This is a genomic window from Kitasatospora sp. NPDC051170 (assembly GCF_044455705.1).
Lineage (GTDB): Bacteria > Actinomycetota > Actinomycetes > Streptomycetales > Streptomycetaceae > Kitasatospora.
Genome location: NZ_JBITFA010000004.1, coordinates 423,424 through 442,253 on the forward strand (window position 1 = coordinate 423,424; position 18,830 = coordinate 442,253).

14 protein-coding genes are annotated in these 18,830 nt (G+C 73.2%); 11 read left to right on the plus strand and 3 right to left on the minus strand.

Features of this window, described 5'->3' with window-relative positions; all coding sequences use genetic code 11:
• Nucleotides 1-9 precede the first annotated feature (9 nt).
• Nucleotides 10-1,638 carry a chaperonin GroEL gene (groL, locus tag ACIBCA_RS12185; RefSeq protein ID WP_031062936.1) on the plus strand — a complete coding sequence of 543 codons (1,629 nt, stop codon included), beginning with the start codon at nucleotides 10-12 and terminating at the stop codon, nucleotides 1,636-1,638.
• 131 nt (nucleotides 1,639-1,769) lie between these two features.
• The gene (locus ACIBCA_RS12190; protein WP_396282760.1) at nucleotides 1,770-2,774 is read left to right on the plus strand and encodes a LysR substrate-binding domain-containing protein; all 1,005 of its coding nucleotides are present in this window, start codon (nucleotides 1,770-1,772) and stop codon (nucleotides 2,772-2,774) included.
• A 99-nt stretch (nucleotides 2,775-2,873) separates the two neighbouring features.
• Here ACIBCA_RS12190 and ACIBCA_RS12195 read toward each other — a convergent pair whose 3' ends face one another.
• A complete protein-coding gene (locus ACIBCA_RS12195; RefSeq protein ID WP_031062931.1) occupies nucleotides 2,874-3,200 on the minus strand; it encodes a WhiB family transcriptional regulator in 327 nt (108 codons plus the stop codon).
• A gap of 561 nt (nucleotides 3,201-3,761) precedes the next feature.
• On the opposite strand from ACIBCA_RS12195, the gene ACIBCA_RS12200 reads away from it, so the two are divergent.
• From ACIBCA_RS12200 to ACIBCA_RS12215, 4 genes are all read left to right on the plus strand, one after another.
• Nucleotides 3,762-4,373: a response regulator transcription factor gene (locus tag ACIBCA_RS12200; RefSeq protein ID WP_014136228.1), complete on the plus strand. Its 612-nt coding sequence runs from the start codon at nucleotides 3,762-3,764 to the stop codon at nucleotides 4,371-4,373.
• Between the two features lie 338 nt (nucleotides 4,374-4,711).
• Nucleotides 4,712-5,428, plus strand: a complete 717-nt coding sequence (locus ACIBCA_RS12205) for a sigma-70 family RNA polymerase sigma factor (RefSeq protein WP_396282761.1) — start codon at nucleotides 4,712-4,714, stop codon at nucleotides 5,426-5,428.
• Nucleotides 5,429-5,690: 262 nt separating this feature from the next.
• The gene (gene guaB / locus ACIBCA_RS12210) at nucleotides 5,691-7,193 is read left to right on the plus strand and encodes an IMP dehydrogenase (protein ID WP_396282762.1); all 1,503 of its coding nucleotides are present in this window, start codon (nucleotides 5,691-5,693) and stop codon (nucleotides 7,191-7,193) included.
• 148 nt (nucleotides 7,194-7,341) lie between these two features.
• Nucleotides 7,342-8,469 carry a GuaB3 family IMP dehydrogenase-related protein gene (locus ACIBCA_RS12215; protein ID WP_396282763.1) on the plus strand — a complete coding sequence of 376 codons (1,128 nt, stop codon included), beginning with the start codon at nucleotides 7,342-7,344 and terminating at the stop codon, nucleotides 8,467-8,469.
• A 91-nt stretch (nucleotides 8,470-8,560) separates the two neighbouring features.
• On the opposite strand, the gene ACIBCA_RS12220 is transcribed toward ACIBCA_RS12215, so the two are convergent.
• On the minus strand, nucleotides 8,561-9,115 hold the full coding sequence (locus ACIBCA_RS12220) for a hypothetical protein (protein WP_396282764.1): 555 nt from the start codon (nucleotides 9,113-9,115) through the stop codon (nucleotides 8,561-8,563).
• Nucleotides 9,116-9,353: 238 nt separating this feature from the next.
• Here ACIBCA_RS12220 and ACIBCA_RS12225 point away from each other — a divergent pair, with 238 nt between their 5' ends.
• On the plus strand, nucleotides 9,354-11,306 hold the full coding sequence (locus ACIBCA_RS12225) for a serine/threonine-protein kinase (RefSeq protein WP_396282765.1): 1,953 nt from the start codon (nucleotides 9,354-9,356) through the stop codon (nucleotides 11,304-11,306).
• A gap of 58 nt (nucleotides 11,307-11,364) precedes the next feature.
• Here ACIBCA_RS12225 and ACIBCA_RS12230 read toward each other — a convergent pair whose 3' ends face one another.
• On the minus strand, nucleotides 11,365-11,943 hold the full coding sequence (locus ACIBCA_RS12230) for an SHOCT domain-containing protein (protein ID WP_396282766.1): 579 nt from the start codon (nucleotides 11,941-11,943) through the stop codon (nucleotides 11,365-11,367).
• A 56-nt stretch (nucleotides 11,944-11,999) separates the two neighbouring features.
• On the opposite strand from ACIBCA_RS12230, the gene ACIBCA_RS12235 reads away from it, so the two are divergent.
• The 4 genes from ACIBCA_RS12235 (at nucleotide 12,000) to ACIBCA_RS12250 (ending at nucleotide 18,694) form a co-directional block, all read left to right on the plus strand.
• Complete coding sequence (locus ACIBCA_RS12235; RefSeq protein WP_396282767.1) at nucleotides 12,000-13,076, plus strand: protein kinase; 1,077 nt, start codon at nucleotides 12,000-12,002, stop codon at nucleotides 13,074-13,076.
• Nucleotides 13,077-13,238: 162 nt separating this feature from the next.
• Nucleotides 13,239-15,002 (plus strand): serine/threonine-protein kinase, encoded by a 1,764-nt coding sequence (locus ACIBCA_RS12240; protein WP_396282768.1) that lies wholly within the window; start codon nucleotides 13,239-13,241, stop codon nucleotides 15,000-15,002.
• 151 nt (nucleotides 15,003-15,153) lie between these two features.
• Complete coding sequence (locus ACIBCA_RS12245; protein WP_396282769.1) at nucleotides 15,154-16,797, plus strand: succinic semialdehyde dehydrogenase; 1,644 nt, start codon at nucleotides 15,154-15,156, stop codon at nucleotides 16,795-16,797.
• Between the two features lie 103 nt (nucleotides 16,798-16,900).
• On the plus strand, nucleotides 16,901-18,694 hold the full coding sequence (locus ACIBCA_RS12250) for a GMC oxidoreductase (RefSeq protein WP_396282770.1): 1,794 nt from the start codon (nucleotides 16,901-16,903) through the stop codon (nucleotides 18,692-18,694).
• Nucleotides 18,695-18,830 lie beyond the last annotated feature (136 nt).

Below are 18,830 nucleotides of genomic sequence, written 5' to 3' on the forward strand. Positions count from 1 at the left end.
ATAGGGAACATGGCGAAGATCCTGCAGTTCGACGAGGACGCCCGCCGCTCGCTGGAGCGCGGTGTCAACAAGCTGGCCGACACCGTCAAGGTGACCATCGGCCCCAAGGGCCGCAACGTCGTCATCGACAAGAAGTTCGGCGCCCCGACCATCACCAACGACGGTGTCACCATCGCCCGTGAGGTCGAGCTCGACGACCCGTACGAGAACCTTGGCGCGCAGCTCGTCAAGGAGGTCGCCACCAAGACCAACGACGTCGCGGGTGACGGCACCACCACCGCCACCGTGCTGGCCCAGGCCCTGGTCAACGAGGGTCTGCGCAACGTCGCCGCCGGTGCCGGTCCGGCTGCCCTGAAGAAGGGCATCGACAAGGCCGTCGCCGCCGTCTCCGAGCACCTGCTGTCCGTCGCCCGCGAGATCGAGGGCAAGGACGACGTCGCCGCCGTCGCCTCCCTCTCCGCGCAGGACACCCAGGTCGGCGAGCTGATCGCCGAGGCGATCGACAAGGTCGGCAAGGATGGTGTCATCACCGTCGAGGAGTCGAACACCTTCGGCGTGGAGCTGGACTTCACCGAGGGCATGCAGTTCGACAAGGGCTACCTGTCGCCGTACTTCGTGACCGACGCCGAGCGTCAGGAAGCGGTCCTCGAGGACCCGTACATCCTGATCAACCAGGGCAAGATCTCCTCGATCCAGGAGCTGCTCCCGCTGCTGGAGAAGATCCTGCAGGGCGGTGCCTCCAAGCCGCTGCTGATCATCGCCGAGGACGTCGACGGCGAGGCGCTGTCGACCCTGGTCGTGAACAAGATCCGTGGCACCTTCAACGCCGTCGCCGTCAAGGCCCCGGGCTTCGGTGACCGCCGCAAGGCGATCCTCGGCGACCTCGCCGTCCTGACCGGCGGTCAGGTCATCTCCGAGGAGGTCGGCCTCAAGCTCGACCAGGTCGGCCTGGACGTGCTGGGCACCGCCCGCCGCGTGACCATCACCAAGGACGAGACCACCGTCGTCGACGGCGCCGGTGACACCGAGGCCGTGGCCGGCCGCGTCGCCCAGATCAAGGGCGAGATCGCCGCGACCGACTCCGACTGGGACCGCGAGAAGCTGCAGGAGCGCCTGGCCAAGCTGGCCGGCGGCGTCTGCGTCATCAAGGTCGGCGCCGCCACCGAGGTGGAGCTCAAGGAGCGCAAGCACCGCCTCGAGGACGCCATCTCGGCGACCCGCGCCGCGGTCGAGGAGGGCATCGTCGCCGGTGGTGGCGCCTCCCTCGTCCACGCCGCCAAGGTGCTGGACGGCGGCCTGGGCCTGTCGGGTGACGAGGCCACCGGTGTCGCCGTCGTCCGCAAGGCGCTGCACGAGCCGCTGCGCTGGATCGCCCAGAACGCCGGCCTCGAGGGCTACGTCATCACCCACAAGGTCGCCGAGCTGGAGTCGGGCTTCGGCTTCAACGCCGCCACCGGCGAGTACGGCGACCTGGTGAAGGCCGGCGTCATCGACCCGGTCAAGGTCACCCGCTCCGCCCTGGAGAACGCCGCCTCGATCGCCTCCCTGCTGCTCACCACCGAGACCCTCGTGGTGGAGAAGAAGGAGGAGGAGCCGGACGCCGGTCACTCGCACGGCGGCCACGGCCACTCCCACTGAGGCCGAACGGCTGATTCGACCGGAGGCCCGGCCGCTCCCCGCGAGGGGAAGTGGCCGGGCCTCCGGCGTGTTTCAGCGTTCAACTATCATGAGAATTTTGTAGAACGCAAAGATTGCCTTATAACTGAGGCATGATCGAGGCCCGCCATCTGCGCGTCCTGCGTGCCGTCGCCCGCACCGGCTCCTTCTCCGCCGCCGCGCGCGAACTGGGCTGCACCCAGCCCGCCATCAGCCAGCAGATGAAGGCGCTGGAGAAGTCCGTCGACACCCCGCTGGTGGTCCGTTCGGGCCGGGGGATGCAGCTGAGCGAGGCCGGGAAGGTCCTGCTCAAGCATGCCACCGGCATCCTGGCCGGGCTCTCCGCCGCCGAGGAGGAGGTGGCCGCCATCGCCGGGCTGCGGGCCGGGCGGGTGCGGCTGGTGTCCTTCCCGACCGCGAGTTCCACCCTGGTGCCGCCGGCCGTCGCCCGGTTGCGGGACGGCCACCCGGGGGTGCGGGTGTCGCTGGTCGAGGCGGAGCCGCCGGAGTCGCTGGCGATGCTGCGCGGTGGGGAGTGCGAGATCGCGCTGGCCTTCCGCTACCCGCAGTCGGAGGGCGCGCCCCCCGCGGTGGGCTCCTCCGCCGGGCACGGGACGCCGCGCGAGGCGCGGGCCGAGGCCAACCTGGAGGCCCAGCAGCTGAGCGCCGGCACGGACTGGTCCGATCTGGTGGTCACTCCGCTGCTGGACGACCCGCTGGTGGGCCTGCTGCCCGCTTCCCACCCGCTCGCCGGGCGCGAGGGGCCGGTGGAGCTGGCCGAGCTGGCGGGGGAGCAGTGGATCGCCGGCTGCCCGCAGTGCCGGGGGCACCTGGTGGAGCTGTGCGCCGGGGCGGGCTTCGAGCCCCGGATCGACTTCGCGACCGACGACTACCCGGCGGTGGTCGGCCTGGTGGCGGCCGGCCTGGGGGTGGCGGTGCTGCCCCGGCTGGCGCTGCAGTCGGTGCGTCCTGACGGCGTGTCGACGGTGCCGGTGCGGACGGCCTCGGGGGCTCCCGCGCTGCGCCGGGTGGTGGCGCTGACCCTGCCGGACCTCGCCGAGGTGCCGGCGGTGGCGCTGATGCTGGAGCGTCTCGCGGGGGCGGCCGCCGACCGCTGACGGTCGGTGACGGCCGGGCTTCCCGGGGGCTCTCGGTGGGTTGCGGTGTCCTACGGCGCCGCGAAGGAACGTTTCTTCACGGCGCGACGACGGCCGATGCTAACGCTGGGCGATCGCCGGCGGGGTCAGCGGGACCTCCACCAGCCGGTGCCGCGAGCGGCCCAGCATCTCCTCGCGCTCGTCCTCGGTCATCCCGCCCCAGACCCCGTACGGCTCCCGGACCGCCAGCGCGTGGGCCGCGCATTCGGCGATCACCGGGCAGCGCATGCAGACCTCCTTGGCGCTGGTCTCCCGTGAACTGCGCGCGGCTCCGCGCTCACCCTCCGGGTGGAAGAAGAGCGAGCTGTCCACGCCGCGGCAGGCCGCCGAGAGCTGCCAGTCCCAGAGGTCCGCGTTGGGACCGGGGAGGCGGGAGAAATCTGCCATGGCTCATTCCCTTCAGAGGCTCTACCGCCCGGACCGGGCGCTCGGCGGGGTTGCCGCCGGGCGGCGCGGTGGGCCGTCGATGCACCGGTGTGGACACCTGGAAATATGACTTAAGGCAACTCCATGGACAAGTCACCCACAGACTGGCACAACAGTCAATGACCGTACGAAAGCTATAAAAACGGGCAAAGAGGGCAATGGTTTCGGCGGGCGCGGGCGTGGCAATCGGGTGGCCTACCGGCGCACGACGCTCCGTATGGGTGTGCGGGTCGCACGCCCACCGCGCGCGAGCTGCGGAAAAGTGCGGCGTGTGCACCGCGATGCGGCTGATCCGTAATGGGTTGGCCACGTACAGTGGTGGATATGGCCCTGAAGGCCGTAACTCATTCGAGTGACGGTCGTTGGAAGTGCGGAGGCGGTTAGCGGGCGCCGGACGTCGGGAAAGATCGCGGACAGTCGGGGCGATCAGGACGGACGCTGACGCCGATCGGCCGTGTCGGAGAGGTTCGTACCAGCCAGGAGGCTCAACGTGACGCGGATCAGCTGCGGAGGACGACGGTCATGACTTCCGTTCTCGTTTGCGACGATTCCCCGCTCGCCCGCGAGGCGCTTCGCCGCGCCGTAGCGACCGTACCCGGCGTCGACCGGGTCACCACCGCGACGAACGGGGAGGAGGTCCTGCGCCGCTGGGTGGCCGACCGCTCCGATCTCGTCCTGATGGACGTCCGGATGCCCGGCCTCGGCGGGGTGGAGACGGTCCGGCGGCTGCTGTCCGCCGACCCGGGCGCGCGCATCATCATGCTCACCGTCGCCGAGGACCTCGACGGGGTGGCGCTCGCCGTCGCCGCCGGCGCCCGCGGGTACCTGCACAAGGACGCCTCGCGCGCCGAACTGCGGGCCACCGTCACCCAGGCCCTCGCCGACCCGACGTGGCGGCTCGCCCCGCGCCGGCTGCGCAGCCCCGACATGGGCGCGGCGCCCACCCTGACGGCGCGTGAGATCCAGGTGCTCGAAGGCATGAGCCACGGCCGCAGCAACGCCGAGATCGGCCGCGAGCTGTTCCTCTCCGAGGACACCGTCAAGACCCACGCCCGACGGCTGTTCAAGAAGCTCGGGGCCTCGGACCGCGCGCACGCGGTGGCGCTGGGTTTCCGCTGGGGCCTGGTCCGCTGACCGCCGCCGGCGCCGTCGCCCAGGGCGCGCCGCCGTCGAATCGCGGTGCGGGAGCCGCACGGGCGTGTGACGTCACGGCCCCGAGGTTGCACCATGGAGGAGTGGAGCACCTCGGGGACCAGCGGACAGGCACTGCGGCGAACCACGCAGCCGCAGGACACTCGGCGGACGGCGCGACGGACGGGACCGCCCACGACGGCGGGGCGGGAGGCGGCACGGTGCAGGAGGGGCCGGTGGTGCGCGGCGCGGTGCCGTACGGTGCCGCAGCGCATAACGTTCCGGTGCACAACTCCGGACGCGGTGCCGCGTTTTCCCGGACGACCAGGCACCATGGACCGATGCGCGACGACGTCGCCGGCGTGGCCGGCCAGACGGACGCGGTGGAGGGGGAGCCCCCCGGGCCGGGTCATGATCCGTCGTACGCGGACCCCGGCGAGGGCCGGTCGGCCGTGGGCCCCGGCCGTCCGCCGGTGCTCGGCACGGGCGGATCGCCGCTGGTGGGCGAGCTGGTCGCGGCCGCCGTCCGCGGCGAGAACCCGGCCATCGACGCACTGCTCGCCTACGTCCACCCGCTCGCCCTGCGCTACTGCCGGGCGAAGCTGACCAGGCTGCCCGGCGGCGCCCGGCACCACGTGGACGACGTGGCGCAGGAGGTGTGCGTCGCGGTGCTGTGCGCGCTGCCCCGGTACAAGGACCAGGGGCGTCCGTTCGAGGCGTTCGTCTACGGGATCGCCGCGCACAAGATCGCCGACCTGCAGCGGGCCGCGATGCGCGGGCCCGGCTCGACCGTCGTGCCGCAGGACGACCTGCCGGAGGTGCCGGACGAGGCGCTCGGGCCGGAGGAGCAGGCGCTGCTGAGCAGCGACGCGGCCTGGGCCAAGGAGCTGCTGTCCAACCTGCCGGCCCGCCAGCGCGAACTGGTGCTGCTGCGGGTGGCCGCGGGGCTGTCCGCCGAGGAGACCGGCGAGGTGCTCGGGATGTCGCCCGGGGCCGTCCGGGTGGCGCAGCACCGGGCGCTGAGCCGGCTGAGGGCGCTGGCGGAGGAGTCCTCCTGAGCCTCTCCCCGTGCGGGAGGGGTGCGGAATGGCCCATGGCCGGTCGTTGTTGTCAAGGGCACACGAGGAGCCATTCGCGGTGCCAGTACCATGGGGTATCGGCGCCTGGGCGGGTCGCCAAAGTTTCGCGGGTGTGGACGGGATTTCCTTGGAGGTTCCTCCAAAGCACCCGGCTTTCGGCGGTCTGCGCGAGTGAGCGATGAGCGCGCCCCCACCCTCGGGCGTGAGCGGATCAAGGCCGGCCACGGAAGGTACCCCCGAAATGTCTTACAACGCCGCAGGCGTACCCGAGAAGTTCGCGATGCTCGGGCTCACGTTCGACGACGTCCTGCTGCTGCCCGGGGCCTCCGCGGTGCTGCCGAACGAGGTCGACACCTCCTCGCGGGTCTCCCGGAACGTGCGCGTCAACATCCCGCTGCTGTCCGCGGCCATGGACAAGGTCACCGAGGCCCGCATGGCCATCGCCATGGCCCGCCAGGGCGGCGTCGGCGTGCTGCACCGCAACCTGTCGGTCGAGGACCAGGCCAACCAGGTCGACCTGGTGAAGCGCTCCGAGTCCGGCATGGTCACCGACCCGATCACCGTCGGCCCCGACACCACGCTCGCCGAGGCGGACGCGCTCTGCGCCAAGTTCCGCATCTCCGGCGTCCCGATCGCCGACGCGTCCGGCAAGCTGCTCGGCATCGTCACCAACCGCGACATGGCCTTCGAGTCGGACCGCAGCCGCCAGGTCCGCGAGATCATGACCCCGATGCCGCTGATCACCGGCAAGGTCGGCATCTCGGGCGAGGACGCGATGGCGCTGCTGCGCCGCCACAAGATCGAGAAGCTGCCGCTGGTCGACGACGAGGGCCGCATCAAGGGCCTCATCACCGTCAAGGACTTCGTCAAGGCCGAGAAGTACCCGAACGCCGCCAAGGACGCCGAGGGCCGCCTGCTGGTCGGCGCCGCCGTGGGCGCCAGCGCCGAGGCGTTCGACCGGGCCCAGGCCCTGGTCGAGGCGGGCGTGGACTTCCTGGTCGTCGACACCTCGCACGGCCACAGCCACAACGCGCTGGCCTGGATCGAGAAGATCAAGTCGGCCGTCAAGGTCGACGTCGTCGGCGGCAACGTCGCCACCCGGGACGGCGCCCAGGCGCTGATCGACGCCGGCGTGGACGGCGTCAAGGTCGGCGTCGGCCCCGGCTCCATCTGCACCACCCGCGTCGTCGCCGGCATCGGCGTCCCGCAGATCACCGCCATCTACGAGGCCGCGGTGGCCTGCCAGGCGGCCGGCGTGCCGGTCATCGGCGACGGTGGCCTCCAGTACTCCGGCGACATCGGCAAGGCGCTGGCCGCCGGTGCCGACACCGTGATGCTCGGCTCGCTGCTGGCCGGCTGCGAGGAGTCCCCGGGCGAGCTGCTGTTCATCAACGGCAAGCAGTTCAAGTCCTACCGGGGCATGGGCTCGCTGGGCGCCATGCAGTCGCGCGGCCAGGGCCGCTCGTACTCCAAGGACCGCTACTTCCAGGCCGAGGTCGCCTCGGACGACAAGCTCGTGCCCGAGGGCATCGAGGGCCAGGTGCAGTACCGGGGCCCGCTGTCCGCCGTGCTGCACCAGCTGGTCGGCGGCCTGCGCCAGACCATGGGCTACGTGGGCGCCGGCACCATCGCCGAGATGGAGAGCAAGGGCCGCTTCGTGCGGATCACCTCGGCGGGCCTCAAGGAGAGCCACCCGCACGACATCCAGATGACCGTCGAGGCGCCGAACTACTCGGCCCGCTGACACACGCACCAGGGAAGGGCCCGCTCCGGCGGGCCCTTCCGTGCGTCCGGGGGCCGGGCCGTCCGGGCGGGCGCCCGTCCCATTTGGGATACTGAGCTGCGGCCGGGGTGACCCGGCCGGCATGAGCAACAAACCAGAAGGGCTCGAAGTGACTGAGATCGAGATCGGGCGAGGCAAGCGCGGCCGCCGGGCGTACGCCTTCGACGACATCGCCGTCGTCCCCAGCCGCCGCACGCGGGACCCGAAGGAGGTCTCGATCGCCTGGCAGATCGACGCCTACCGCTTCGAGCTCCCGTTCCTCGCGGCCCCGATGGACAGCGTGGTCTCTCCGCAGCATGCCATCGCCATCGGCCGGCTCGGCGGTCTCGGTGTGCTGAACCTCGAAGGCCTCTGGACCCGCTACGAGGACCCGCAGCCGCTGCTCGACGAGATCGCGACCATCACGGACGAGGCCGCCGCGACCCGCCGCCTCCAGGAGATCTACGCCGCGCCGATCCAGGCCGAGCTGATCAAGCAGCGCATCCAGGAGGTCCGCGACTCCGGCGTCGTCACCGCCGCGGCGCTGTCTCCGCAGCGCACCGCGGAGTTCTCCAAGGCCGTGGTGGACGCCGGTGTCGACGTCTTCGTCATCCGTGGCACCACCGTTTCGGCGGAGCACGTCTCCAGTGCCGCCGAGCCGCTCAACCTCAAGCAGTTCATCTATGAGCTCGACGTGCCGGTGATCGTCGGCGGGTGCGCGACGTACACCGCCGCGCTGCACCTGATGCGGACCGGCGCGGCCGGGGTGCTCGTCGGGTTCGGCGGCGGGGCCGCCCACACCACCCGTAACGTGCTGGGGATCCAGGTGCCGATGGCCACCGCGGTGGCGGACGTGGCCGCGGCTCGTCGTGACTACATGGACGAGTCGGGTGGCCGCTACGTGCACGTGATCGCCGACGGTGGCGTGGGCTACAGCGGCGACATCCCGAAGGCCGTCGCCTGCGGGGCGGACGCGGTGATGATCGGTGCGGCGCTGGCGCGGGCGACGGACGCCCCGGGCAAGGGCTTCCACTGGGGCATGGAGGCCGTGCACGAGGAGCTGCCGCGGGGCAAGCGGGTGGACCTCGGGACGGTCGGCACCACCGAGGAGATCCTCACCGGGCCCTCGCACACTCCGGACGGGACGATGAACCTGTTCGGTGCGCTGCGGCGGGCGATGGCGACGACGGGGTACACGGAGCTCAAGGAGTTCCAGCGGGTCGAGGTGACGGTGAATCCGGGACTCAACCACCGCTGAGCCGTGGGCCGTGGCCATCGCCCGGACAGGGCCTGGCCGTACGGCTCTGACGAAGGCCTCCGCCGTTCCTCGGCGGGGGCCTTCGGGCTGTTCAGGGGCGGGCGGCGGTGCGGTGGGTGAGGAGGTGGCCGCCGATGAGGGCGATGGCGTAGAAGGCCAGGTCCAGGGGGCGCAGGTCGGCGTGCCAGGTGGCCAGGGTGTCGTGGAGGAGGCCGGCCGGGCCGGGGCCGTCGGCGTGGACCTGGCGCAGGTGCTGGGTGAGCTGGCCGAGGAGGAGGGCGGTGGCGGCCAGGAGGGCGCCCAGGGGCGGGAGGGCGCGGGAGGGGCCGCCGAGGCGGCCCAGGGGGAGGGCGATCAGGCCGGCCAGGGCGATGGCGAGCCAGCCGAGGGTGTCGGCGGCGCGCAGGGGGGCGAAGCCGTACGCCAGGCCGCCGAGGAGGGTGGCGAGCAGGGCCGTGAGGATCGCGGTGGTGGGGCGGTGGCGGGGGGCGGCGCGGCGGCGGGTGGGGGCGTCCGGTACGGGGGTGCCGGGCATGCCGGGGGCGATGTAGCCCTCGGGGGGAGGCGGGAGTGCGGCGACCGTGTAGTGCTGCGCGGCCGGGGGCTGGGCCGACTGGCCGTCAGCGCCCGGTATGGGTGCGGTCATGGGCGTGCTATCCCCCCGGAAAGACGGTGAGCTGCCGAACGGTAGCAAGACTCGGGCGGTTCTCGGCGAGTTTTCGATCACAGATCGGGCACGGAGCGCCGCGAGCGTTCCGGTTCGTCCGAGTTGCGACGGGGGGTGGGTGGTCCCGACCGGTGGGGACAGGGGATGATGGAGGCTTCGGTGTCGGGCCGATGCGCCGTCACCACGACCGCCAGCAGCACATGGGGGAACGTTCCGAATGACCCAGGCGCAGGGTTCCACCGACGGCCGCCTCCTGGCGGGTCGATACCGGCTGAACGCGGTGCTCGGCCGCGGCGGTATGGGCACCGTCTGGCGCGCCGAGGACGAGATGCTGGGCCGTACCGTCGCGGTCAAGGAACTGCGGATGAACGCCAGCGTCGACGAGGAGGAGAAGCACCGGCTGATCGTCCGGACGCTGCGGGAGGCCAAGGCGACCGCGCGGATCCGGCACGCCTCGGCGGTGACCGTCTTCGACGTGGTCGAGGAGGACGACCGGCCGTGGATCGTCATGGAGCTGGTCGAGTCCCGCTCCCTGGCCGACGTCGTCCGCGAGGACGGGCCGCTGGCGCCAGCCCGGGCCGCCGAGATCGCGCTCGACGTGCTGGGCGTGCTGAGTGCCGCGCACGCGTTGGGAATCCTGCACCGGGACGTGAAGCCGTCCAACGTGCTGATCGGCGAGGACGGCCGGGTGGTCCTGACGGACTTCGGCATCGCGAGTGTGGAGGGCGACGCGTCCGTCACCTCCACCGGGATGCTCGTCGGCGCGCCCTCGTACATATCCCCGGAGCGGGCGCGCGGGCAGAAGCCCGGGCCGCCGGCCGACATGTGGTCGCTGGGCGGCACGCTGTACGCGATGGTCGAGGGGCGTCCGCCGTACGACCGGGGGTCGGCGCTGGCCACGCTCACGGCGGTGATGACGGAGGAGCTGACCGCGCCGGAGAACGCCGGGCCGCTGCTGCCGGTGATCGAGGGGCTGCTGGAGAAGGACCCGGCCGAGCGGCTGGACGCCTCGCAGACCCGGTCGATGCTCAAGCGGGTGGTCGCGGAGGCCACCGCCAAGGCGGAGTCGACGACGGAGTCGGCCGTGCCGGTGGCGGGCGTGGAGGAGGCCGGGAAGAGGGATGCGGGGAAGAGGGACGCGGGGGCGAAAGACGTCGAGCCCGGGCCGGTGAAGGCTGCGCCGGAGGCGCGGCGCAGTATCGGGGGGCTGCTGGGGACCGTCCGGGTGGGGAGCAGGGCGAAGGACGTGGAGCCGGTCGAGTCGGCCGAGCCGGCTGCTGAGGCCGTGCCGGCCGAGGCTGCCGAGGCGGCGGCTCCGGCGGCCGATCCGATTCGGCCGGTGACCAGCGAGTGGAAGATGGGCGCGACGCAGGCGGCCGGGGCGGATCCGCGCAAGGGCCGGCGGCGGCTGGCGGTGGTCACCGTGGTGCTGGTGCTGCTGTTGATCGCCGGGGTGGTCGCGGTGGTGCGGGCGGTCGGCAGCGGTGACGACGGTGGTGCCGGCGGTGCCGGGACGAACGGGGCCGGGGCGACTGGTGCCGGGACGAACGGTGCCGGGGTGAGCGCTCCGGCGGTGGTGCCGGTCGTGCCGAGTGCCACCGAGGCGGCGACCACGCCCGTGGCGACGACGCCGCCCCCGGCGGCCGCTCCGGCCGCGGGCACCCCTTCGGAGGCCGCGCCTGCGCCGGCTGCCACGACGGCCGCGCAGCCGCAGGCGCCGGCCGTGCCCGCCGGGTTCCACGAGTACAAGGACCCCAGCGGGTTCTCCGTCCTCCTGCCGGACTGGCTGCAGCCGGCCGATTCGGACTCCGGCAACCGGCGGATCTTCAAGAATCCGGCGGACGGCAGCCAGCTGCGCTTCGAGTGGACCACCTCGCCCGGCCCGAGCGCCGTCGCCGACTGGCAGGGCTCCGAGGCCGGGGTGCGCGGGCAGGTCACCAACTACCAGCGGCTGAACCTGGCGGCGATCACCTACCGGGACTGGACGAACGCGGCGGACTGGGAGTGGACCAACGGGACGCCCAAGACGCACTCGCTCAACCGGGGGTTCGTGACGGGCAGTCCGGCGAAGTACGGCTACTCGATCTACTGGATCGTGCCGGACGCCCAGTGGGCCGCCCAGGCGGCCGCCCGGGACACGGTGTTCAACAGCTTCCAGCCGGCTCCGTAGCCGTGCGCCGGACCGGGCGGGCCGCGAACTCCCGTGGCACGCCCGGCGGTCGGGTGGCTCAGCCGATCAGGCGCTGCTTGGCGCGGCTGAACTCCTCGTCGGTGAGGGCGCCGGAGGTGTGGAGGGCGGCCAACCGCTCTAGCTGGCCGAGGAGTTGGTCGCCGGCCGACAGCTCGGCGGGCACGGCGTCGGCCGGGGCGGCGGCGGTCGGGGCGGCGTTCGGGGCGGTGGCGGCCGGGCGCGGGGTGGTGGCGGTGCGGGCCTTGCGGGCGGCCTCGCGGATCTGCTCGGCGAAGACCTCGGCCTTGAGGACGTCCTCGAAGCGGTGCGCGCCGGTGAGGGCGACGACGGTGAGCACCTCGCCGTTGAACTTGGTCTGGACGACGGTGGCGTCGGTGACGGCCGGAAGCGGAACCGGGACCGGCGGTTTTCCGTCCTTCAGGAAGAGCAGCCGGTGGGTGGTGAGCACCAGGACGCCCCTGCGGAAGTGGTCGGGGTGGCGCCCGGCCGTGGAGGCGACCGGCAGTTCGCCGTCGATGACGGCCGCCTCGACCGAGCGGACGGCTTCGGCGCGGTTGGTTTGGCTGCTGTTGCCCGCCACCTTGAAGGCGGTGTCGATCAGATCGGTCCAGTCCATGGGCCGAGCGTAGAGGAACCGCTCAGTAGGCTGCTCGGTGAGCGAGAGGAACTGGCATGCGAGGCGGCGCCGGGCAGTTGTTGGCAGGACGGTACCGGCTGACGGACCGTCCCGAACCGCTGCGCGCCCTCGCGGTGGACGAGCGGACGGGCGAGTCGGTGCTGATGCGCGCCCTGGAGCTGCCCGCGCTGCTGACCGCCGTTCAGGAGTTCGACGACCCGGTGCCCGCCCAGGCCGACCGGCTGGTGAGGCGGGTGGCGAAGGCCGGTTCGGTGGCGCCGACCTGGCATCCGAGGCTGCTGCGCGGGGTCGGGGCCTTCGTCGAGGGCGAGCTGTTGTGGACGGTGGAGGAGCGCCCGGCCGGGCGTTCGCTGGCGGATCTGCTCACCGCCGGGCCCGTACCGCCGTACCGGGCGGCCGAGTTGGCGGCGGACCTCGCGGGGGCGCTGCGCGCGCTGCACGAGGCCGGGCTGGCCCACGGGAACGTCACCGCCGAGACGGTGCTGATCTGCGAGGACGGCGCGGCGATGCTCGGCGGGCTGCTCGCCGGGGTCGCCGAGGAGGCGATGGCCGAGGACCTGGGCGGGCCGGGTGGGCGCAGGCGCTACGACGTGCGGGCCGCCCTGGTCGGCGCGGTGGCCGAGCGCTGGCCGCTGGACGGCGGCCCGGCGGGGGACTGCTGGGCGCTCGGGGTGCTGGTGCAGCGGATGGTCACCGGGCGTTCGCCGTTCCCGGAGGGCGGGGTGCCGGAGCTGGTGACGGCCGTACGGGACGGGCGGCGCGAGCCGGCGGTGGTGTGCGGTCCGCTGGCGCCGTTGGTCGAGCGGCTGGTGCGGCCGGATCCGGGGCAGCGGCCGGGCGCGGAGGCCGTGCAGCGGGAGCTGGCGGCGCTGCTGTCGGGGGCGCCCGAGCCGGCGGAGGCGGAGGGGCCGGCGCGGGACGTGGTGCTCAAGCCGGCGGCGCCGCCGGTGCCGACCCGGCGCGGGCGTGGGCCCCGCCCGGCTCCGGCGGAGGGCGGGCGGGAGGCGAAGCCGCCCCGGATACCGCCGGCCCTGCTGGGGCCGCTGCTGGTGGGGGGAGTGTTCGTGCTGCTGGCGCTGGGGGTGGCCGCGGTGGTGCTGTTCGCAGGCTGACGGCCCCGGCGGGCGCGGCGCGCGCGGTTCGGCCTCCGGACGTGATTACCGGGCCCGGCGACGTGCGCCTAATGTGTGTCTGGGATTTGTTCGAACAGTGGTCCGCACCGGGCCTCCCCGTCGCGGTGACGGCAGGCGGATGAGAGAGAGGCTCGGTCGCCCATGGGCGTGCAGGACCGGCCGGAGGCGGCCGAGGCGGAGCGGTTGCTTGCCGGGCGGTACGAGCTCGGCGACCGGCTCGGCCGGGGCGGGATGGGCACCGTCTGGCGGGCCTGGGACCGGATGCTGGACCGCGAGGTGGCGGTCAAGGAGCTGACGGTCAACCACCTGCCCGAGGAGGAGCTCCAGATCCTGCACACGCGGATGAAGCGCGAGGCCAGCGCCGCCGCCCGGATCAAGCACCCCGGTGTGATCACCGTGCACGACGTGCTGGAGCAGGACGGCCGGCCGTGGATCGTGATGGAGCTGGTCGACGGCCGCTCGCTGGCCGACGTGATCAGCCAGGACGGCACCCTGCAGCCGCGCGCCGCCGCCGAGGTCGGCAGCCAGGTGCTCGCCGCGCTGCACCGGGGCCACCAGCTCGGCGTCCTGCACCGCGACGTCAAGCCGGCCAACGTGCTGCTGGAGCGCGGCACCGGCCGGGTGGTGCTGCTGGACTTCGGCATCGCCAAGTACGAGGGCTCCACCGAGCTGACCAGGCCGGGCGACCTCGTCGGCTCCCCGGACTACCTGGCGCCCGAGCGCGCCCAGGGCGAGCGGCCCGGGCCGGCCTCCGACCTGTGGGGCCTGGGGGCCACGCTGTGGGCGGCCGTCGAGGGGCGCTCGCCGTTCCGCCGGGATTCGCCGATCACCACGCTGGCCGCCGTCGTCGACGAGCCGCTGCCGGACTCGCGCCGGGCCGGGCCGCTGGGGCCCGTCCTGGCCGCGCTGATGGCCAAGGACCCGGCCGACCGGCCGTCCGCGGACGAGGCCGCGCGGATGCTCGCCGAGGTGCGGGCCGGGCACACCATCGGGCTGAAGTCCGTCGCGCCGGTGCGCATGCCCACCCAGTCGGTGCCGGTGGTGGACCGCGGTGAGCGGTCGCCGGAGGGGGCGGAGCCCGAGGCAGCGGAGGAGGAAGCGACCGAGCGGCGTGCGCCCGGGGCCTCGACCGCCGTTGCGGGCACGGTTCCGACCGCTGCGGATACGACCGCTGCGGATACGGCGGGGGGCGCGCTCGCCACGGCGCAGGCGCACACCGCGCCCGTCGCGCCGGTGGTGCACCCCGTCACGCCCGCGCGCGGCCCGGCCCGGCGCCGCAACGCGCTCAAGCTGGCCGCCATCGGGCTGGCCGTCGGGGTCCTGGCCGCCGGGGCCACCTACTTCCTGACCCGGCACACGGCCGGCCCGGACGTCGCCGACCCGACCCCGACCAGCAGCTTCGACCGGCCCGACCCGACCACCTCGACCGGCCCGCTGACGACCCTGCCCGGCGGCTACCGCTGGGCCGAGGACCCGGCCGGCTTCCGCTTCCCGCTGCCGACCGCGGCCCCCGCCTGGGCGCGGGCCACCTCTCCGGACGGCAACCAGATCTTCTACACCCCGGACAACAAGGTCCACTACCTGCAGTTCGCCGTCACCGTCGGGCAGTCGGTCAAGCCGCTGGAGCACATGAGGCAGCTGGAGGGCGACGTCTCCAAGTCCCTCAAGGACTACAAGCAGCACCGCCTGGCGAGCGCCGGGGTCAACGGCCACGAGGCCGCCGTCTGGGAGTTCAGCTACCTCGCCAAGGAGGGCGGCCGCAGACGCGCGATCGAGGCCGAGTTCATCGACGAGAACGGCACCGGCTACGCGATCTACTCCTCCAGCCCGGACAAGGGCAACGAGTGGAACGAGGCGTACCAGCGGTTCACCACGGTGCTCAACGGGTTCACCCCGACACGCTGAGGCCCGACGCGCTGAGGCCCGACGCGCTGACGCCCGACGCGCTGAGGCCCGACCCGTCGAGGGTGACCTTTCGCCCGGGTTCGGCCCGAGGCGGGAGATTCTTGTTACCCATGGGTACCGCGCCGGGCGCCGAACGCCTAGGCTGCGCCGTATGTCGGACCTCTCAGCAGACGCAGCGGCCCCCGAACACCCCGGCACCGCCCCCTCGGGCGGCAACCCGGCCGCCCCCGGCGGCGGGCGCACCGTCTCCTCGGCCGTCCCGCCGTCGCTGGTCGCCCGGCTGGCCGCCGGCATCACCGCCACCGGCGATCCGGACCTCGTGGAGACCGTCGCCCCGCTGACCGGCGAACGGCTGGCCGGCCTGCCGCAGTCCAGCACCGCGGACGTCGAGGTGGCCTACGAGCTGGCCCGCCGCGCCCAGCCGGGCTGGGCCGCGCTGCCGGTGCGCCGCCGGGCCGCCGTCCTGCTGCGCTTCCACGACCTGCTGCTCAAGCGGCAGGACGAGGTGCTCGACCTCGTCCAGGCGGAGACCGGCAAGGCCCGGCTGCACGCCTTCGAGGAGGTGCTGGCCGTCGCCATGGCCGCCCGGCACTACGGGCGCGCCGCCCACGGCTACCTCAGGGACAAGCGGCGCGGCGGAGCGCTGCCTGTGCTCACCCACGCCGTCGAGGCCCGCCGCCCCAAGGGCGTCATCGGCCACATCTCGCCCTGGAACTACCCGCTGGAGCTGTCCGTCGGGGACGCCCTGCCCGCCTTCGTGGCCGGCAACGCCGTCGTCAACAAGCCCGACACCCAGACCGCGCTGACCGCCCTGTGGGCCCGCGAACTGCTGATCGAGGCCGGGCTGCCCGCCGACCTGTGGCAGATCGTGATCGGCGACGGCCCGGTGGTCGGCCCCGCCGTGGTGGAGCACGCCGACTACGTCTCCTTCACCGGCTCCACCCGCACCGGCCGCGACGTCGCCCAGCGCGCCGCCGCCCGGCTGGTCGGTGCCTCGCTCGAACTCGGCGGCAAGAACGCCATGCTGGTCCTCTCCGACGCGGACCTGGACGCGGCCGCCGCCGGCGCCGTCCGGGCCTGCTTCTCCTCCGCCGGGCAGCTGTGCATCTCCATCGAGCGGCTGCTGGTGCACCGCTCGGTGGCCGACGACTTCCTGGAGCGCTTCGCCGCCCGCACCCGGGCGCTGCGCCTGGGCGGCGGGCTCGCCTACGGCGCCGACATGGGCTCGCTGGTCTCCGTACGGCAGCTGGACACCACCACCCGGCACGTCGAGGAGGCCGTCAAGGCGGGCGCCACCGTGCTGGCGGGCGGCCGGGCCCGGCCCGACCTCGGCCCGTACTTCTTCGAGCCGACCATCCTCGACGGGGTGACCCCCGAGATGGCCGTCTGCTCCGAGGAGACCTTCGGCCCGGTGGTCTCGGTCTACCGCTTCGACACCGAGGACGAGGCGGTCGCGGCCGCCAACTCCACGCCGTACGGCCTGAACTCCAGCGTGTGGACGCGGGACCACCGGCGCGGCCGGGCGGTCGCGGCGCGGTTGCGCACCGGCACCGTCAACGTCAACGAGGCGTACGCGGCCACCTACGGCTCGGTCGCCGCGCCGATGGGCGGCATGGGCGACTCCGGGCTCGGCCGCCGCCACGGCGCCGAGGGGATCCTGCGCTTCACCGAGGCGCAGACCATCGCGACCCAGCGGATGATGCCGATCGCGCCCTCCTTCGGGCTCGACGACGAGAGGTTCGCCGCGGTGATGACCAGCGGGCTGCGGGCGCTCAAGGCGCTGCGCTTCAAGTAGGGCCGGTCGGGTTCTGGGGCAAGACGGGCCCCAGGGCTTCGGTAGGGCCGTGGGCGGGTGCGCGCCCACGGCGGGCAGGTACGACCTCGAAGGGGCAGGGCAGATGGTGGAGTCCGACGGTGCGGCGGCGGAGTTCGACTACGACGTGGTCGTGGTCGGTTCGGGCTTCGGCGGTTCGGTGGCCGCCCTGCGGCTGACGGAGAAGGGGTACCGGGTCGCCGTCCTGGAGGCCGGGCGGCGCTTCGAGCGCGACGAACTGCCGCGCGACTCCTGGGACCTGCCGAACTACCTGTGGGCGCCGAAGCTGGGCCTGTACGGCATCCAGCGCATCCACCTGCTGGCCAACGTGCTGATCCTGGCCGGTGCCGGGGTCGGCGGCGGCTCGCTGAACTACGCCAACACCCTGTACGTGCCGCCGAAGGCGTTCTTCGAGGACCGCCAGTGGCGCCACATCACCGACTGGCAGGAGGAGTTGGCGCCGTTCTACGACCAGGCGCAGCGGATGCTCGGCGTCCGGCTCAACCCGACGGTCACCCCCTCCGACGTCCACCTCAAGGCGGCCGCCGAGAAGATGGGCGTCGGCGACACCTTCCACCTGGCGCCGGTCGGGGTGTTCTTCGGCGACGGCTCGGACTCCGACGGCACGGCTGCGGCGGCGCCGGGGTGCGAGGTCCCCGACCCGTACTTCGGGGGCGCGGGCCCGGCGCGCAAGGCGTGCGTGGAGTGCGGCGAGTGCATGACCGGCTGCCGGCACGGCGCCAAGAACATGCTCACCGAGAACTACCTGTACCTGGCCGAGAAGGGCGGCGCCGAGATCCATCCGCTGACCACGGTGGCCCGGATCAGGGACCTGGGTGACGGTTTCGCCGTCGATGTCCGCCGAACCGACTCCCGCTCGAAGACGGACCGGGTCAAGGCCGGCGCGCGGACGATCACCGCCGCCCGGGTCGTCGTCGCGGCCGGCACCTACGGCACCCAGTCGCTGCTGCACCGGATGCGCGACGCCGGCCACCTGCCCCGGATCTCCGCCCGGCTCGGCGAGCTGACCCGCACCAACTCCGAAGCCCTGGTGGGCGCCCAGACCACCGACCGCCGCTACGGGACGAAGACGGACTTCACCAAGGGCGTCGCGATCACCTCCTCGATCCACCCGGACGCCAACACCCACATCGAGCCCGTCCGCTACGGCAAGGGCTCCAACGCGATGGGCGCCCTGTCGATCGCCCAGGTCAAGGGCGGCGGCCGGGTGCCGCGCTGGCTGCGCTACCTGGGCAACTCGGCGCTGCACCCGGTGACCTTCGCGCGCTCGATGAACCAGCACCGGTGGTCCGAGAAGACGATCATCGGCCTGGTGATGCAGTCCCTCGACAACTCCATCACCGTCTCGCTGAAGAAGGGCCCGCTCGGCAAGCCCCGGCTCACCTCCGCCCAGGGCCACGGCGAGCCCAACCCGACCTGGATCCCGGCCGCCGAGAAGGGCGCCCAGGCGCTGGCCGACGAGATCAACGGCTTCCCCGGCAGCACCGTCGGCGAGATCTTCGACATCCCGATGACCGCCCACTTCCTCGGCGGCTGCGCGATCGGCGACTCCCCGGAGACCGGCGTCGTCGACCCGTACCACCGGCTCTACGGCCACCCCGGGATCAGCGTGGTGGACGGCGCCGCCGTCTCCGCCAACCTCGGGGTCAACCCCTCCCTGACGATCACCGCGCAGGCCGAGCGCGCCCTGTCGATGTGGCCCAACAAGGGCGAGGCCGACCGGCGCCCGGAGCAGGGCGAGCCCTACCGGAGGGTCGCCGGGGTCGAGCCGCTGAGCCCGGCGGTGCCCAAGGACGCCTTCGGGGCGCTGCGGCTGCCGCTGCTGCCCGTTCCGGCTGTCCCGAAGAAGAGCGACTGAGCGAGGGCCGGGGTGATGGCGGCGAGTGCTCTCAGCAGGCCAAACCTCCCGCCGCCGTTCCCGGTTGACACCGGTTCGGGTCCGGTGGGATAAACGGGCTCCCTGGGGGGACCAGGAATCTCGTCGAGCGGGGGGA

Excerpts from the sequence above, each read along its gene's own strand:
- ACIBCA_RS12195 (WP_031062931.1), bottom strand. The coding sequence starts at position 3,200 with ATGGCAGATTTCTCCCGCCTCCCCGGTCCCAACGCGGACCTCTGGGAC.
- guaB (WP_396282762.1), top strand. The coding sequence starts at position 5,691 with ATGTCTTACAACGCCGCAGGCGTACCCGAGAAGTTCGCGATGCTCGGG.
- ACIBCA_RS12205 (WP_396282761.1), top strand. The coding sequence starts at position 4,712 with ATGCGCGACGACGTCGCCGGCGTGGCCGGCCAGACGGACGCGGTGGAG.
- ACIBCA_RS12220 (WP_396282764.1), bottom strand. The coding sequence starts at position 9,115 with ATGACCGCACCCATACCGGGCGCTGACGGCCAGTCGGCCCAGCCCCCG.
- ACIBCA_RS12250 (WP_396282770.1), top strand. The coding sequence starts at position 16,901 with ATGGTGGAGTCCGACGGTGCGGCGGCGGAGTTCGACTACGACGTGGTC.
- ACIBCA_RS12230 (WP_396282766.1), bottom strand. The coding sequence starts at position 11,943 with ATGGACTGGACCGATCTGATCGACACCGCCTTCAAGGTGGCGGGCAAC.
- ACIBCA_RS12190 (WP_396282760.1), top strand. The coding sequence starts at position 1,770 with ATGATCGAGGCCCGCCATCTGCGCGTCCTGCGTGCCGTCGCCCGCACC.
- ACIBCA_RS12240 (WP_396282768.1), top strand. The coding sequence starts at position 13,239 with ATGGGCGTGCAGGACCGGCCGGAGGCGGCCGAGGCGGAGCGGTTGCTT.
- ACIBCA_RS12200 (WP_014136228.1), top strand. The coding sequence starts at position 3,762 with ATGACTTCCGTTCTCGTTTGCGACGATTCCCCGCTCGCCCGCGAGGCG.
- ACIBCA_RS12225 (WP_396282765.1), top strand. The coding sequence starts at position 9,354 with ATGACCCAGGCGCAGGGTTCCACCGACGGCCGCCTCCTGGCGGGTCGA.
- ACIBCA_RS12235 (WP_396282767.1), top strand. The coding sequence starts at position 12,000 with ATGCGAGGCGGCGCCGGGCAGTTGTTGGCAGGACGGTACCGGCTGACG.
- groL (WP_031062936.1), top strand. The coding sequence starts at position 10 with ATGGCGAAGATCCTGCAGTTCGACGAGGACGCCCGCCGCTCGCTGGAG.
- ACIBCA_RS12245 (WP_396282769.1), top strand. The coding sequence starts at position 15,154 with ATGTCGGACCTCTCAGCAGACGCAGCGGCCCCCGAACACCCCGGCACC.